Here is a 16,002-nt window from a genome sequence, read left to right as displayed (position 1 = left end):
CCACTCCCCCAGCAGCTCCCGCTCCCGCTCCTCCCCCAGTCCGGCGCCGCGTCCCGGCACGTGCGCGGCCGCCGCGTCCCGCAGCGTCTCGGCGAGGTCGCGGCGCTCGAAGCCCGCGGCCTCCGCCCGTGCCGTCGAGCGGGCGTTCATGCCGCGCCAGTCGGGGTCCGCGATCCACAGCGGGAGCGAGCCGGGGCCCGCCCACTGGCCGACGCCGCGCTCGAGCAGCCACTCCTCCGGCACGGCGACCGGCTCGGCGGACGACCCGCCGCGCGCCAGGGCCAGGTGCTCGCCGAACGGCACGGGGGTCCCGCAGACGTTCATCACGCCCTCCACCCGCGCCTCGGCGGACGCCACCAGCCAGGCGGCGAGGTCCCGCACGTCGACCACGGACGTGGGCAGCTCGGGCGCATCCGGCACCAGTACGGGGCCGGGCCGCGCGCTGAAGCGCCAGGGCCAGTAGGAGGAGCGGCTCGTCGGGTCGTCGGGGCCGCCGATCAGGCCGGCGCGCGCGATCAGGGACGGCGCGGATCCGGCCAGCACGGCCTGCTCGCAGGCGGCCTTCGCGGCGCCGTACGAGGCGGGGTCGTCGGAGGGAGGGAGCAGCTCGGCGTCCTCGTCCGCACCGACGACCGCGTTCTCGGCGTAGACGCTCGTGGTCGAGACGAGGACGTAGGCGCTGCAGCGCAGGTCGCGGACGGATCGGCGGACGTGCTGCGGGGTCGAGGAGACGTCGATCACCGCGTCCCACGATGCCGCAGCCACGGCGTCGAGAGCGTCGTCACGGTCGCGGTCGGCCCGGACGAGGGACGCCCTCGCGGGCACGGCCGTCCCGCGCACGAGGCAGGTCACGTCGTGGCCGCGCCGCAGCGCCTCCTCCGCGAGGTGCCCGCCGAGCCAGCCCGTGCCTCCGAGAATCAGCGTTCTCATCCCCGCATGCTCGCACGGGCCGCCTCGCGCGAAGCCCGCTGAGGTGCCCGAGTTGGTCCCGGGAACGCTGAAACAACTGCATTCCCGGGCGACTCAGCGCAGTGGGCGCCGAGCGAGCGCCTCAGCGACAAGGGCCCCCTTCACGAGCCCCCGAGCACCCGACCACCCGAGCCCGCCCGCGTCCTCTGTCCGGAATCACGCGGGCGGCTCGGGCGCTCGAGCGGCTCACACGACGACGAAGGCGTCCAGGATCAGCGAGTTGCCCGTGGAGGCGGCGTTGCGCTTGCTGCCGCGGCGGATGGTGATGGTGTGCTCACCGGCACTGAGGGTGCTGCTGGTGAACACGGTGCGGGCCGAGCGGTTCGTGGCGCTGTAGCGGTCGACGGAGGCGACGAGCACGCCGTCGATCAGGACCTCGTTGATGCCGGAGGTCGGGGTGATCCGGCTCACCCAGCTGACCTTCGTGCCCCGGAAGCGGAGGGTCGCCGAGGCCGTGGAGGTGCTGGAGTACGAGATGCTGCCGCCGCTGTCGGCGGTGCTCGAGAGCGTCGCCCAGGTGCCGACCGTCGCGATGACGGCGGCTCCGTTCTGGTACGTCCCCGCCGCCGGCAGCGTCGAGGTCGGGGTGGGCGTGGACGTGGCCGTCGGGGTCTCGGTCGGAGTCGGCGTGTCGGTGGGCGTCGGCGTGCTGGTCGGAGACGCCGTCGCGGTGGGGGTGGGCGTCGACGTGGAGACGGTCCCCGCGGTCACGACGAAGGCGTCGAGGATCAGCGTGGATCCGGTGGACGCCGGGTTGCGCGTCGTCCCGCGGCGGATCGTGACCGTGTGGGTGCCGGCGGCGATCGGCCCGCTCGTCCAGACCGTCTGACCCGAGCGGGTCGTGGGGCTGTAGCGGTCGACGGTGGCGACAAGGACGCCGTCGAGCAGCACCTCGTTGATGCCGGAGGTCGCCGTCATCCGGCTCACCCAGCTGACGCCCGTGCCCGAGAAGCGGAAGCTCGCGGACGCTCCGGCCGAGCTGGAGTAGCTGATGCTCCCACCGCTGTCGGCGGAGGAGGAGATCGTGCTCCAGGTGCCCGCCGTCGTGATGAGCGGCGAGGAGTTCTGGTACGTGCCCTCGCCCGGGATCGACGAGGCGGGCTCGTCGGGCAGCGGAACGACCGGCTGCTCCGCGAGCCAGCGGTCGAACGTGTCGAGCATGTCCTTGTTCGTCAGGCTCGGCACGTTGTGGCCGTTCGGAGCGCCCTCGGTCGGCGTGTAGAGGACCACCGCCTCCTTCGCGACGGGCTTCGCGAGCGCGACCCACGCCCCTCCGTGCACGGCGATCGGGACGAGGACGTCCTCCGTCGAGCCGGTCGTGCGGATCCGCGCCCCCGCCCACGAGGCCTGCGGCAGCAGCGCGGGGTCGGTCGCCGGGATCGTCGAGGGGTCGTTGTCGTAGTCCGGCAGGACGCGCCCCGGGTCGCGGCGGGCCATGTCGGCCATGTCGTAGACGCCGGCCGCGTGGTACGCGCCGCGGATCTCGGGGACCAGCTTGTTGCCGTACGCCCAGCAGAGCAGCGCTCCGCCGCCGGAGTTCGAGCGGAGGAAGCTCGCGCCGATCCGCCACGTCTTCTGGAACCAGGCGACCGCGTCCACCTGCATGGCGACGGCCCGCTTGTTCGTGTAGATGCTGCCGCCGTAGTTGGGGCAGATCGAGATGACGCCCTTGTCGACGGCCTGGTCGGCGCTGTACTGGTAGGCGCCGGACAGGGCCGCGTAGGTGCTCCCGTTGGCGTGGTAGTACCAGTAGACGACCCGGCCGATCCGCTGCGAGGGGACCGCGGTGTGCGGGACGAAGAGCCGCGCGCGGTCGGTGCCGATCATCACGTCGATGATCTGATACGGCTTCTTCCCCACGCGCGAGATCGCCGTGTCGCTGCGCCCGAGCTCGTTGGGCAGCGGCGGGATCACGCTGTAGTCGGGCGCCGCGGACGCGGTCATCGCGTAGGCGAAGGCGGATCCGACGCCGAGGGCGGCTCCGGTGAGGACGAGACGGCGGCTGTGGCGCGCAGGAGAGGACATGGGATCCCGACGTGGAGAGGGCTGCTCGGTCGGCGGAGCCTGACCGGAAGGTGTGAGGGGGGGGTGCTGCGGTCCGGATCGGACCACCGTGGAGGGGGCGCGGTGCGGTCCTTCGGGGGACCGTGCGGGCGGGCAGGCGCGAGTGCATCCTCCCGCGTCCGCCGCGCGACCACCAGACCCGCTTCAGGGACACCCGCGGCGGCGCTCCCACCTGGCGTTCAGCGGCGGAGCGATCCGGAGAAGGTCCTGGTGAGAGCGCTATCTCGCGCCACTGCTCTGGAGATGCCCGCCACGGGAGCGGAACTGCATCGTGTCGGTGGCGGAACTCCGGGGCGGCACGGGGCCGGCAAGGATCCAGGCCGCCGTGCGCCCGGCGCGAGGGCCATGCGCACGTCAACACTCTCGCGGGAGACCCCCGGATGAGTCTCGTTATCTGAGCACGACCTGATCGCTGGTTCAGCGCCTGCTCTCCCCCCTCTGAGTGCCGACCGGATCGAGGGTCCGTCGTCCGCCGCCCACGTCCCGTCTCAGGGGGACAGGGCGCCTCCGAGCCGCGACCTATCGTGATCCCGCTCCATCCGGAAGGCCCGGCGAGGCGCCCCGGGGGGAGGTCGATCCGTGTCGAACGCGCATGCCCGGCCGAGCCACGACCGCTCGATCGCCCTCGGCCTCGTCCTGCTCCTGCTCGCCGCCGTCCTCGTGGTTCTGCCGGCGACGAGAGCTGCGGCGGCCACGGTCCTGCTCCAGGAGGGCTTCGGCGGCACCAGCGTCGCGGACTCGGCCTGGCAGGCGCTCGACGGGGGCTGCATCACCCGGGCGACGACCGCACCCCCGGCCGGGTCCTCGAACCTCGGCGTCTGCGCCAACCGGACTCAAGCCCCCGTCGCCGCGACGAGTCCGGGCTTCCTCCAGCTCACCGATGCCCGCAACGACGCCAAGGGCGGCGCGGTCTTCAACCGGCCCATTCCTGCCGCGGGCGGCATCGACGTCCAGTTCGACCAGTACCAGTACGGAAGCTCGCTGACCGGGGCCGACGGCATCGGCTTCTTCCTCACCGACGGCTCGAGGTCCCTCACCGCGGCGGGAGCTCCGGGCGGATCGCTCGGCTACGGCCAGTCGGCGACCGTCGACGGGGTGAACGGCGGCTACCTCGGGATCGGAATCGACGCCTTCGGGAACTTCTCGGCCAGGCCCCCCGCCGCGCCTACCCTCGGCCTCGGCTCCGACTGCCCCTCGAACTCCGGGTCGGCGCTCCTCACGGCGAACAAGGTCGTGGCGCGCGGACCCGGGCAGGCCAAGAGCGGATACTGCTTCCTCCAGTCGGCCTCGCCTCCCCTGCTGACGTCGGTCCGCACGACGGCCACGACATCGACGGGCGCTCCGCCCGCGTCCTACGGGCGCACGATACGGATCATGGTCTCGGCTGCCGCCACTCCCGTCGTCACGGTCTACTGGGGAGGGACAGCGGGTCTGCCCGCCGGGCAGCTCGATCAGCTGATGCAGTTCACGATGCCGACCGCAGCGCCCTCGACCTACAAGCTCGGCTTCACGGCGTCCACCGGTGGATCGAACGACACCCACCTCGTCCGCAACGTCTCCGTCTCGTCCATCAACACTCTCGACGACATCACTCTGGTCAAGCAGATCGACCGCACCACCACGCAGCCCGTCGCCTACGCCGAGGGATCCGTCATCCCTTACCAGTTCGTCGTCACGAACGGGTCTATCCGGGGCACGCTCACCGGCATCGTCGTCACGGACCCGAAGGCCGCGAGCATCTCCTGTCCGACGACGACCCTGCTCCCGCTCGCCTCCACCATCTGCACGGGATCCCATACGGTCACGGCCGCCGAAGCGGTGGCCGGCTCGTTCGTCAACACGGCGACCGCTGCAGCGACGAAGACGGAGACGATCTCGAACGTCGTGACGACGACCCCCGTCACCAGCAAGACCGCCACCGTCACCGCCCCCATCGCCGCCCCGGCTCCCGCTCTGACCCTCACCAAGACCGCCCTGCTCACCGACACGAACGGCAACGCCCAGGCCGACGCCGGAGAGCAGATCCGCTACTCCTTCCTCGCCCTCAACTCCGGCACCGTCACTCTGCAGAACGTCGCGGTCACGGACCCGAAGGTCACCGGCATCACGCCCGCCTCGACGCAGCTCGCCCCCGGAGCGAGCGCCACCTTCACGTCGGCGCCGTACACGGTCCTTCAGACCGACATCGACAAGAACACGTCGCTCGTCAACACGGCGACCGTCTCCGGCCGCACCTTGGCCGCCGCGCCCGTGACGGTCACCGCGACCTCCACGGCCACCACGCCGATCCGCTACGCGCCCTCGATCTCGCTGACGAAGAACGGCACGATCCCGACCGGCGCCGCCGTGGGCTCGACCGTCTCCTACAGCTTCACCGCCACCAACACCGGCAACACCGGGCTGAGCGCCGTCGCGGTCACCGACCCCAAGAGCGGTCTCTCCGCGCTCGCCTACTCGTGGCCGGGGACCGCCGGGCGCCTCGAGATCGGCCAGTCGGTCACGGCGACCGCCTCGTACACGCTCACGCAGGCCGACGTCGACGCGGGCCAGGTCCTCAACACCGCCACCGCGACCGGCACCCCTCCGACGGGCGCCGCCGTCACGGCCACCGCCTCGCGGACGGTAACGATCACCCGCACGAACGACCTCGCGCTCACCAAGACCGCGAACCCCGCCTTCATCAGCGCCGCCGGCACCGTGGTGACCTACACCTTCCGCGCGACCAACACCGGCACCACCACCCTCACCGCGGTCGCGATCAGCGACCCCAAGAGCGGGCTCTCCGCTCTCACCTACTCCTGGCCGGGCACTTCCGGACGACTGCTGCCCGGCCAGGTCGTCACCGCGACCGCCGCCTACACGACCACCGCCGCCGACGTCACCGCCGGCACGATCGCCAACACCGCCACGGCGACGGCGACCGGCCCGACCGGCGGGGCGTTCACCCGCACCGCCTCGGTGAGCATCTCGGTGATCCCCGATCCGGCGGCTGACGCCGCGACGGTCGTGCAGGGCGGATCGGTCGTGATCGACGTGCTCGCGAACGACGGGCCCGCCGCGACCGGCGCGACCTTCTCGCGCGCGCAGCTCTCGGCGACCCCGAGGGCGATCGGAGGCGCGGCGACCCCCGCCCCCGCCACTCCCTTGCAGGGTTCCGTCTCCTGCGTCGCGAGCGGAGCGACCCGCGGCCAGTGCACCTACCGCCCGATCGCCGCCTTCGTCGGCACCGACGTCTTCGACTACTCCCTCTCGGGCCAGTACGGCACCTGGAACGTGCGGGTCACGGTCACCGTCACCGCGCTGAACCGCGCGCCGGTCGCCCGGCCCGACCGCGTGGTCGCGACCACCGGCGGCCCCGCCGTCGCCGTCGCTCCGCTCGCGAACGACACCGACGAGGACGCGGGCGCGACCCTCGCCCTGGCCGGCACGAGCGTCCCGGCCGGGCTGCGCGGCACCTTCTCCTGCTCCGGATCCACGTGCACCTACACGCCCGCGGCCGACGGCTGGACCGGGAGCGCGACGATCGCGTACACGGTCACGGACGGCGCGCTCACGGCGGGTGGCGCGATCACGGTGTGGGTCGATCCCGCTCCCCTCGTCCGGCGCGGCTTCTCCGGCACCGGCACGACGAGCGGAGCGGTCGGGCTCGGCGCCTGGACCAGTTCCTCCGTGGTCGCCACGCCTGTCGCGAGCTGCACGGCCGGTCGGCCGAGCACCCTCGTGAGCTGGTCGGCCGCCGCTGGAGCGACCGGCTGGACCCTCGAGCGCCGCCTCGCGGGGACGACGCCCGGCCCCTGGACCATGATCGCGGCACCCGCCGCCTCCGCGACGAGCTTCACCGACGACCGGGTCGGTGAGGGCCGCAGCTACCAGTGGCGGGTCCGCCCGGACCTGCAGCGCTGGCTCGGAGTCGCGTCCGCCGCCTCGACCGCCGTCGCCCAGCCGGCCGTCACCACCGCCGGAGGCTGCTGATGCCTCCCCGCCGACACCCCTCTCGTCCTGCACGTGTCCTCGTGAGGGAGACCACGCCCGCACCGGGCACCACCCACCAGAAAGGAACGGTCGCCATGACCACCACAGCACCCACCCGTCGCAGCCCCTGGAAGAAGATCGCCCTCACCGGCGGCGTCCTCCTCGCCGCGGGAGCCCTCGCCGGCGCCGGCGCCTTCGCCGTGTTCACCGACTCCGGGACCGCCGTCGGCAACGTCGACGCCGGCCAGACCGACATCTCGGTGACCGGAGCGTTCACCGTCGCGAACATCGCGCCCGGCGACACCGTCCAGCGCCCGATCAGCCTCGTGCTGCCGAACGCGACCAACGACGGCGACCTCGTCTCGTCGGTCCGCTTCTACCAGGACGTCACCAACGACGTCGTCGGCTCGGACACCACCGACCCGGGCCGCGTCGGCGCGTCCCTCGTCACCGGCACGAACGGCCTCGACTACCGCCTGCTGACCTGCTCCACCACCTGGGTCCCCGCCGCCGCTCCCGCGGAGGCCGGCCCCTACACCTGCGCGGGCACGCAGACCGTCACCGGCACCGGCAAGCTCTCGACCATCGGCGGAGTCGCCAACGCGGCGAACTTCACCCCGGCGAACTTCGGCATCACCCCCACCACGACCGGGACCTTCCCCTCGGACGCCGGTGACGTGACGCTGAACACGCTGATCGAGCTCGTCCTGCCGACCGCGGCCGACAACGCGTACGAGAACGCCTCCGCCACGGTCACCTTCACGGCCGCCGCGATCCAGCGCGCCGGCATCCAGAAGTAGACCGTCCCCCACCGCCTCCGTCCTGCCCGGCCGCCACCGGCGCGGGGCGGAGGCATCCCCCTTTCCTCCCGGAGTCGTCCCCATGCCCCACGCCCGTGCGCTCGTCGCCGTCCTCGCGGCGGTGCTCCTCGCGCCCGCGGCGAGCGCCGAGCCCGTCGGCGTGCTCGACGTGCGCGAGCTCTCGGCACCCGGATCCCTCACCGACCTCGCTCCGGGCGACCGCGCCGAGTGGGCGGTCGAGGTGACCAGCACCGGCCTGTCGCCGCAGGGGGTCTCCGTGGCCTTCGCGGTCGACGGAGGGACGCTGGCGCAGGACCCGCGCGACGGCCTCCAGCTGTCCGTCGAGCTCTGCGACTCGGCGTTCACGGTCGCCGAGGTCGTCGACGGGGAGCGCACGGTCGAGCGCTACCTCTGCCCGGAGGACGCGATGCCGCTCGGATCCGGGCCCGCGGCGACGCTCGGCCGGCTCGACGGCGTGCGTCCGCTCGAGCGCGGGGCCACCGTGGGCGTGCGCGTCCGCGTCCTGTTCCCGGAGTCGGCCGGCAACGGGACCGAGCTCGCGGCGGCGTCGCTGCGGGTGCTCGTGGGCACGACGGAGGAGTATCCCTCCGCGACGCCCGGCCCCGGCTCCTTCCCCGGAGCGGCGGGCGGCGGGCTGGCCGTCACCGGCCGCGACCTGGGCGCTGCGCTCCTGGGCGGGATGCTCGCCCTCGGCTCGGGCGTCCTGCTCGCCGCGGCTGCGCGCCGTCGTCACCGGAGGGAGCAGGCGTGAAGGCCCTCCGCGCTCTCCTCGGCGGCCTGGTCACGATCGTGGCCGTCGCCGGCATCGCCGTCTTCATCCTCTCCGCGCTCGGTCTCGTGCGGCTCGTGCCGGTGCTGTCGAACTCGATGGCGCCCGGGATGCCCGTCGGCTCCCTCGCCGTCACCCTGCCCGTCGACCAGGCCGCGATCCGCGCCGGCGACGTGATCGTCTTCACCGACCCGGACGATCCGGGCCGCCGCGTCATCCACCGCGTCACCCTCGTCTACTCCGAGGAGGAGGCTGCGGCCCTCCGCGGCCGCGAGCCCGGCCAGCTGGCGCTCACCACCAAGGGCGACAACAACGAGTCGGCCGACCCGTGGATCGTGACGATCGCGGACGAGCGGATCTGGCGCGAGAGCTCGGTGGTGCCGCTGCTGGGCTGGCCGAGCATCGGCCTCGCCCACCCGGAGGCGCGGTTCGCGCTCTTCGCCGCGGGCGGCGCGGTCATCGTGGGCGCGCTCCTGATCGCCATCTGGCGCCGCCCCGCGGAGGTCGCCCCGTGAGCGGCGCGCACCGCTCGTCGGACGGCACGCCGCCCCCGGAGCCCCTGCGTCCGCCCGCTGAGCACGGACGGCACAGCGCCCGGCCGTCCTCCCGCGACCGCGGAGCCCCGCGCCACTCCCCCGAGGTCCGCCGCCGCGTGGTCTCCCGCGCCGGCCTGGCGGGACTCGTCGCCGGCGCGCTCGTCCTCGGCGCCGCCGCCACCGCCACCGCCGTGCTCTTGGACCGGGGCTCCGTGAGCGCGCGGGTCGCCTCCGGCACCGTCATCGCGACGTTCACCGGCACCGGAGCGACGACCGTGCCGGTCCCCGTCGCGGGCCTCGTCCCCGGTGGCACGGCCCGGCGCCTCCTCGACCTGACGAACGCCGGGACCCTGCCGATGTCGGCCCTCCAACTGCAGACGGCCACCGGCACCGACCTCTCGGACGGCCTGCAGCTCGCGATCGAGCGATGCTCGCTGTCCTGGTCGGCCGATGCCGCGACCTGCCCCGGCACCGTCACCACCGTGTCGGCCGACCGCCCCGCCGCCTCCCGCCTCGACCTGCCCGGCTCCCCCGCCCTCGCCGTCGGAGCGACCGACCACCTCCGCCTGACCGTGCGCCTCTCGGAGTCCGCGCCGTCCGCCGCGCAGAGCACTTCCACGACGCTGACCGTCACCGTCGTCGGCGTGCAGCGTCCGGGCCGCCAGCTGTAGGCGCGGCGGGCCCATAACTCGGCAGCACCACCGCCGCGCCGTCCACTCTCGCGTCAGTGCTGAGGCGCCCTAGACGGTCGTCGACACGCCGGAGCGGGCGACCGTCTCGGGCGACTGAGTGGGGCCGCGGAGTACTCAGTGGTACGGCGCTACTCGCGCAGGGCCGCCACGGCGTCGTGGAAGCTCGGCACGTCGGAGAGCACGCCCTCGGGGCCCAGCACCGTCCAGGTCGTGCCCGTGCGGATCAGGACGCCCAGCTCCTCGGCGGGCCGGCGGCGGGTGCGGCGCAGCTCGAGCACGAAGACTCCGGGACGCGCCTCTCTGATCTCGGGAGTGCGCCGGTCGGGCAGCATCACGAGTCCTCCCCGAGGGTCAGCGGTAGACGCTCCACTCCTTCTTCACGATCCGGCGCTCCTCGCCGTCGACCGCGACGATCCACTCGCCGTCCTTCTTGGCCACGACCCGCCCGCGCAGGTACTGCGGCTCCCAGCCGTCGGCCTTGTTGACCCACTTCACGAACCGCGCGAACCGCCCCGGTGCCACGTCGTCTCTGGACATCTCTCGACTCCCCTCGTCGTCACCGGCACGTCCATCGCCCTCCGTCAGGAGAGCACCTCGCCCAGCGCGAGGGGGACCTCTCCTGTGAGGTCTCGAAGCCGGTTCACCGACGGTAGAACGCGCTCCTCACTACGGACGAGACCGTTGACTGATCGACGATCGTCTGGCAGTGGGGTCAGGATGCGGTAGCGGAATCAGGAGTCGAACAGCACGTGCGGCCGTCCGGCGTCGACGATTACGCGGGCGCGCACCCCGTAGACGTCCGCGATCAGCGCCGGAGTGAGCACCTCCTCCGGGGTGCCGCCCGCGACCACGCGCCCCTCGCGCAACACCAGCAGCGCGTCGCAGAACAGGGCCGCGAGGTTGAGGTCGTGCAGCGCGACGACCGTGGTCACCGGCAGCGCCCGCACCAGGGCCAGCAGCTCCAGCTGATGGCGGATGTCGAGGTGGTTGGTCGGCTCGTCCAGCAGCAGCTCGCGCGGCTCCTGCGCCAGCGCCCGGGCGATGTGCGCGCGCTGCCGCTCGCCGCCCGAGAGGGTGTGCCAGAGGTGGTCGGCCTTCGCCTCGAGACCCACCTGCTCGAGGGCGCGCTCGATCGCGCGCAGGTCCTCGGCCGTGTCTCCGCCCAGAAGGGAGCGGTGCGGTGTCCGCCCCAGCCGGACGACGTCGCGGACGGGGAGGTCCGCCTCCGTCTCGGCCTGCTGCGTCACCGTGGCCACGGCCCGGGCGACCTCGCGGCGGCGGAGCGAGCGGAGCGGCGCGCCGTCGAGGGTGACGACGCCGGCGTCCGGAGCCGCGGTGCCCTGCAGCAGCCGCAGCAGCGACGACTTGCCCGAGCCGTTGGGCCCGAGCAGTCCCACTGTCGAGCCGGGAGCGGGGCGGAGCGAGACCCCGTCGACCACCAGGCGGCCGCCCCGGCGCCACGAGACCCGGTCGGCCTCGAGCGTCACGAGCGGCCCCTCCGCCGCAGGAGCAGCAGCATGAACACCGGCACGCCGACGAGTGCCGTGCCGACCCCCACCGGCAGCGGAGTCGGCGCGAACGCCACCCGCGATCCGGCGTCGACCCACACCAGGAACACCGCGCCGAGCAGGATCGTCGCGGGGATCACCCGCGAGTGCCGCTGGCCGAACACGAGTCGCGCGGCGTGCGGCAGCACCAGCCCCACGAAGCCGATCGCGCCGGCGATGCTCACCAGGGTCGCCGTCAGCAGGGCCGTCACCACCAGCAGGAGGAGGCGGGTGCGGCCCACGTGCACGCCGAGCGACGCGGCCACGTCCTCCCCGAAAGCGAACGCGTCGAGCGTGCGCGCCGCGGCGAGGCAGACCACGGAGCCGAGCAGCACGACTCCTCCGCTCAGCGCCACGTCGTCCCAGCGCATGCCCTCGAGGGAGCCGAGCAGCCAGAACATCACGCCGCGCGTCTCGTCCGAGTCGGCGAGCGCGAACACGATCAGCGAGGTCAGCGCCGAGAACAGCTGCGTGCTCGCCACCCCCGCCAGGATCACGCCCGAGGTGCCGCCCGCCGAGAACCGCGTGAGCAGCAGCACGAAGCCGAAGGCGACCAGCGCGCCGACGAAGGCGCCTCCGGAGAGCCCGACCACTCCTCCGCCGACCCCTAGCACGCCGACGAGCACCGCGCCCGTGGAGGCTCCGGAGGAGACGCCCAGCACGAACGGGTCGGCGAGCGGATTCCGCAGCAGCGACTGCAGGATCACTCCGCACACGCCGAGCCCCGCCCCGCAGGCCGCGGCCACGAGTGCGCGCGGGAGGCGCTCCTGCCAGACGATCGCGTCCTCGGCCGCACGCACCGGGACGGAGGCGAGCCCGAGGTGGTTGAGGAGGATGTCGCGGACGTTTACGAGCGAGACGTCTGCCGGGCCGAGCGTCACCGCGACGCCGACCGAGAGCGCCAGCGCGAGCAGCCCGCCGACGACCAGCGCCGCGGCGGCCAGACCGCGCGGCACCCGGCGGACGAGGACCGCGCCCGTGCCCGTGCCCGTGCCCGTGCCCGTGCTCAGAGCGAGGCCCCGTTCTCGTCCCACCAGGCGCGGATCTTCTCGAGCCCGTCGACGAAGCGGATCGACGGGTTCATCTCGGCGCCGTGGAGCGCGATGAAGCGGCCGTCCTGCACCGCGGGCAGGCTGCTGGTCAGCGGGTCGGAGCGGAGGAACGCGGTCTTGTCGTCGAGGCGGTCGCCGGGGAAGCGGTCGCGCTGCAGGTCGCCGAGGACCAGGACGTCCGGGTCGGCCGCGACGACGCTCTCCCAGCCCACGGCGGGCCAGTCCTCCGCGCGGTCGGCGAAGACGTTGGTCATGCCGGTCGTGGTGCCGAGCATCGAGGCGAAGTTGTAGCCGCCGGCCATGTAGGGCGTCTTGGTATCGGCGAACCAGAAGGCGACGCTCCGGCCGCCGAGGTCGACCCCCTCGGTGGCGGCGGCGGCGCGCTCCTGCAGTTGCGCGACCAGGGCGTCGCCGCGCTGCTGCACGTCGAAGACCTCGGCCAGCTCGTGGATCTCCTGGTAGAGGACGTCGACGGTCAGCGGGACGGTGCGCGTGCCGCTCCCGCCGTTGACGCTCGCTCCGTTGTCGCAGTCGGAGGGGGCGAGGTAGGAGCCGATCCCCGTCTCGGCGAGGCGGTCGCGCGAGGCGACGCCCTCGGGGGCGTAGTGGCGGCCGAAGGAGGCGGTGACGAAGTCCGGGTCGGCACCGAGCAGCACCTCGTAGGTGGGCGCGTTGTCGGCCAGGCGCGGCACGCTCTCGTTCGCGGAGGCGAGGGTCTCGAGCACGGGGTCGGTCCAGGAGGCCGTGCCGACCATCCGGTCCTCGAGGCCGAGGGACAGCAGGATCTCGGTCGAGTTCTGGTCGAGGGAGACCACCCGCTGCGGAGGGGCGGTGACGGTGGTCGTGGTGCCGCAGTCGTCCAGCGTGAGCGGGTACGAGGTCGTGCCCTCCCCCGCGGCGGCCGTGCTCTCGGGCTCGATCTGCTCGGAGGCGCCGCAGCCGGTGAGGGCGAGCAGGGTCAGGGCGGCGAGGGCGAGGGCGGCGGGGCGCCGTCGATGCGTGGACATGGATCTCCCGTGGTTCGTGGGCGTCGGTCGTCGGCCCGGTTCGTGGGCCTTGTTCGTGGGTCCGGTTCGCCGGCAGGGCTCGTCGGCCCGGTCCGTCGGCGGGCGGCACCCGCGTCTCGGCGCGGAGCCCGGGTAAGCATAGCCTTACCTCACCTAAGCCCGTCCATCCGCGCCAGTCGATCCGCGCCACCCGCCTTCGATCCACCCTCGGTCCCGCCCACCGGCGACTCCGCAGAAGTCGCCGTGGTCGCGCGCGAGAACGGCGACCTCCGAGTTCTCGATGCACTCAGAAGGCCCGGAACAGCCGAGTAAGCGGACACCTGTCGCGCACCTCGCCTCCGCAGCCCCCAACCAGGTGGACAGCACCCCGGACACGGTTCCCCTGAGGGCGGGAGAGCGCGATCCTGAACACCGACGATCGACGGCTCCCGCCCCACCGCCCGCCGACCGTCACGGAAGGAACCCGTTGCCCCGCCACTCCGCCCGCACCGCCGCCTCCGGCCGGTCCGCGCTGGTGCGCAAGGCCGACGCGTCCGGCTACCGGCCCGAGATCGAGGGACTGCGCGCCGTCGCGTCCCTCCTGGTCGCGACGTTCCACATCTGGCTGGGCCGCGTCTCCGGAGGCGTCGACGTCTTCTTCGTGATCGCCGGGTTCCTCACCACCCTGACCCTCCTCGGCCAGATCCGCCGGTTCGGGCGCGTGCGTCCGATCGCCTTCCTCCGGAGGCTCGCCTCGCGGCTCTTCCCGGCGGCCGCGGTGGTGCTGGTCGTCGTCGCGGCGCTCGCTCCACTCCTCCTGCGCCCCTCGCAGCTGCTGCAGACCTTCACCGAGGTGCTCGCCTCGACCTTCTACGTCGAGAACGTCGCGCTCGCGCGGGCCGGAGTGGACTACCTCGCGCAGGACGACTTCCACTCGCCGGTGCAGAACTTCTGGGCGATGTCGGTGCAGGGGCAGTTCTACCTGGTCTGGCTCGCCCTGGTGCTCGTCGCGACCCTCGCCGCCGTGCTGCTGCGGCGCCGCGCGCAGCTGCCGCGGTTCCTGCTGGCGCTCGTCGCGGCGCTCACCGTCCTCTCGTTCGCGTTCTCGGTCGTGCTGGTGGGGATCGACCAGCCGACCGCGTACTACAGCACCCTCGCCCGCTCGTGGGAGTTCGGGCTCGGCTCGCTCGCGGCTCTCGTGCTCCCGGGACTGCCGATCCCGGCGGCCCTGCGGACGGTCGCCGGGTGGCTGGGGCTGATCGGAGTCGTCTCCTGCGGATTCGTGCTCCGGGTCTCGAGCGCGTTCCCCGGCACCGCCGCGCTCTGGCCGACCCTCTCGGCGGTGCTCGTGCTCGTCGCCGGGACCGGCCCCGCCCCGGAGCGCGGAGTCGGCCGCCTGCTGGCCCTGCGCCCGCTCGTGTGGCTGGGCGGCCTGAGCTACGGGATCTACCTCTGGCACTGGCCACTCCTGGTCTTCTGGCGCGAGAGCACCGGCGAGGACCCGACCGCCCTCGCGGGCCTGGGCGTCATCGCCGCCGCGATCCTCCTGGCCGCCGCCTCGAAGCGCTTCCTCGAGGACCCCCTCCACCGCCGCGCCCCCGCCGAGCGCCCGCACCGCCTCCGCGCGCTCGCCCCGGCGGCCCTGCTGGCCGTCGCCGCCCTGGTCGGAGCGACGGGCCTCACCGGAACGAACGCCGCGATCGCCGCCGACCTCACCCGCGCGCACGCCCTCCCCGTCTCGACCGAGGGCTGCGTCGGAGCCGCGGCGCTCGCGAACGCCTGCCCCGACTCCTGGACCACGAGCCTGCCCGCCGTCGACGCCTCGGAGGACGGCTCCGCGCTGAACACCGACGAGTGCAGCACGGGCAACTCCGGCACCGCGCTCAAGGAGTGCCGCTTCGGCGATCCCGCCGGCCTCCGTGTGCTGCTCATCGGCAACTCGCACGCGGCGTCCTTCTTTCCGGCGCTGCGCGGCGTCGCGGAGGAGCGCGGCTGGGACCTGCACACCTACTACAAGACGGGCTGCGTCTTCTCGACCGCGGAGCGGCGCGACGACTCCGCCTCCTCCCGTCGCTCCTGCGACGTCTGGAACGGGAAGCTGCAGGAGGAGCTCGCGGGCCAGGAGCCGTACGCGCTCGTCGTCACCGCCTACTCCGCGAAGAAGTCCGTGTTCGTCGACGCGTCCGGCACCCCCGACGAGCAGGCCGGCATCGACGGGTTCCACGAGTCGTGGGCGCCGCTGATCGCCCGCGGATCCACGGTGGTCGCGATCCGTGACAATCCGGTGCTGCCCTCGCTCTCCCTGCTGGCCTGCGCCGAGGAGCCGGGCTCCGCGGCCGACTGCAGCGTGCCGCTCGACGAGGCCTTCGCCGACCGCGAGCTGATGGCCGCCGCCGCCGAGGGCTGGCCGGGCGCCGCCGCCGTCGACCTCACCCGCTGGTTCTGCGACGACCGCGGCTGCCCCCTCGTGATCGGCGGAGTGAAGGTGTACCGCGATCTCGGGCACCTCACCGAGTCGTACGCCCGGACCCTGGCGCCCTACCTCGGCGAGGCGCTGGACCCGCTGGTCGGCTGAGGACGCTCGCGCTCGACTC

General features: G+C 73.5%; 13 protein-coding genes. 6 read left to right on the top strand and 7 right to left on the bottom strand.

The genetic code is table 11. The features are described from left to right. Both C5B98_RS11745 and C5B98_RS17015 read right to left on the bottom strand, forming a co-directional pair. Positions 1-930, bottom strand: a 930-nt coding sequence (locus C5B98_RS11745; protein ID WP_104327857.1) for an NAD-dependent epimerase/dehydratase family protein, incomplete at its 3' end; no start/stop codon positions are given. Between the two features lie 225 nt (positions 931-1,155). Beyond that, complete coding sequence (locus C5B98_RS17015; RefSeq protein ID WP_181027253.1) at positions 1,156-2,994, bottom strand: hypothetical protein; 1,839 nt, start codon at positions 2,992-2,994, stop codon at positions 1,156-1,158. Between the two features lie 618 nt (positions 2,995-3,612). On the opposite strand from C5B98_RS17015, the gene C5B98_RS11735 reads away from it, so the two are divergent. The 5 genes from C5B98_RS11735 (at position 3,613) to C5B98_RS11715 (ending at position 9,802) form a co-directional block, all read left to right on the top strand. Next, entirely contained in the window at positions 3,613-7,005 is a 3,393-nt protein-coding gene (locus C5B98_RS11735; RefSeq protein WP_104327856.1) for an Ig-like domain-containing protein, read from the top strand. Between the two features lie 95 nt (positions 7,006-7,100). Beyond that, positions 7,101-7,805, top strand: coding sequence for a TasA family protein (locus C5B98_RS11730; protein WP_104327855.1), 705 nt, complete (start codon positions 7,101-7,103; stop codon positions 7,803-7,805). Positions 7,806-7,887: 82 nt separating this feature from the next. Continuing rightward, on the top strand, positions 7,888-8,577 hold the full coding sequence (locus C5B98_RS11725; protein WP_104327854.1) for a hypothetical protein: 690 nt from the start codon (positions 7,888-7,890) through the stop codon (positions 8,575-8,577). Next, on the top strand, positions 8,574-9,110 hold the full coding sequence (locus tag C5B98_RS11720; protein ID WP_104327853.1) for a signal peptidase I: 537 nt from the start codon (positions 8,574-8,576) through the stop codon (positions 9,108-9,110). The genes C5B98_RS11725 and C5B98_RS11720 overlap by 4 nt, the downstream gene beginning before the upstream one ends. Further along, on the top strand, positions 9,107-9,802 hold the full coding sequence (locus C5B98_RS11715) for a peptidase (RefSeq protein ID WP_104327852.1): 696 nt from the start codon (positions 9,107-9,109) through the stop codon (positions 9,800-9,802). The genes C5B98_RS11720 and C5B98_RS11715 overlap by 4 nt, the downstream gene beginning before the upstream one ends. A 149-nt stretch (positions 9,803-9,951) precedes the next feature. Here the strand turns inward: C5B98_RS11715 and C5B98_RS11710 are convergent, their stop codons facing one another. From C5B98_RS11710 to C5B98_RS11690, 5 genes are all read right to left on the bottom strand, one after another. Beyond that, complete coding sequence (locus C5B98_RS11710; protein ID WP_104234084.1) at positions 9,952-10,155, bottom strand: hypothetical protein; 204 nt, start codon at positions 10,153-10,155, stop codon at positions 9,952-9,954. A 19-nt stretch (positions 10,156-10,174) separates the two neighbouring features. After that, on the bottom strand, positions 10,175-10,360 hold the full coding sequence (locus C5B98_RS11705) for a hypothetical protein (RefSeq protein WP_104223398.1): 186 nt from the start codon (positions 10,358-10,360) through the stop codon (positions 10,175-10,177). A gap of 194 nt (positions 10,361-10,554) precedes the next feature. Further along, the gene (locus tag C5B98_RS11700; RefSeq protein ID WP_104226361.1) at positions 10,555-11,310 is read right to left on the bottom strand and encodes an ABC transporter ATP-binding protein; all 756 of its coding nucleotides are present in this window, start codon (positions 11,308-11,310) and stop codon (positions 10,555-10,557) included. Then, on the bottom strand, positions 11,307-12,404 hold the full coding sequence (locus tag C5B98_RS11695) for a FecCD family ABC transporter permease (protein WP_374953062.1): 1,098 nt from the start codon (positions 12,402-12,404) through the stop codon (positions 11,307-11,309). The genes C5B98_RS11700 and C5B98_RS11695 overlap by 4 nt, the downstream gene beginning before the upstream one ends. After that, positions 12,377-13,429, bottom strand: coding sequence for an ABC transporter substrate-binding protein (locus C5B98_RS11690; protein ID WP_104327851.1), 1,053 nt, complete (start codon positions 13,427-13,429; stop codon positions 12,377-12,379). Before C5B98_RS11690 ends, C5B98_RS11695 begins: the two co-directional genes overlap by 28 nt. 466 nt (positions 13,430-13,895) lie before the next feature. On the opposite strand from C5B98_RS11690, the gene C5B98_RS11685 reads away from it, so the two are divergent. After that, positions 13,896-15,983, top strand: a complete 2,088-nt coding sequence (locus C5B98_RS11685; protein ID WP_181065526.1) for an acyltransferase family protein — start codon at positions 13,896-13,898, stop codon at positions 15,981-15,983. The last annotated feature ends 19 nt before the right edge of the window (positions 15,984-16,002 follow it).

Source organism: Rathayibacter sp. AY1A5 (genome assembly GCF_002930875.1).
Taxonomy (GTDB): domain Bacteria; phylum Actinomycetota; class Actinomycetes; order Actinomycetales; family Microbacteriaceae; genus Rathayibacter.
This window is presented reverse-complemented; position numbering and strand designations above follow the sequence as displayed.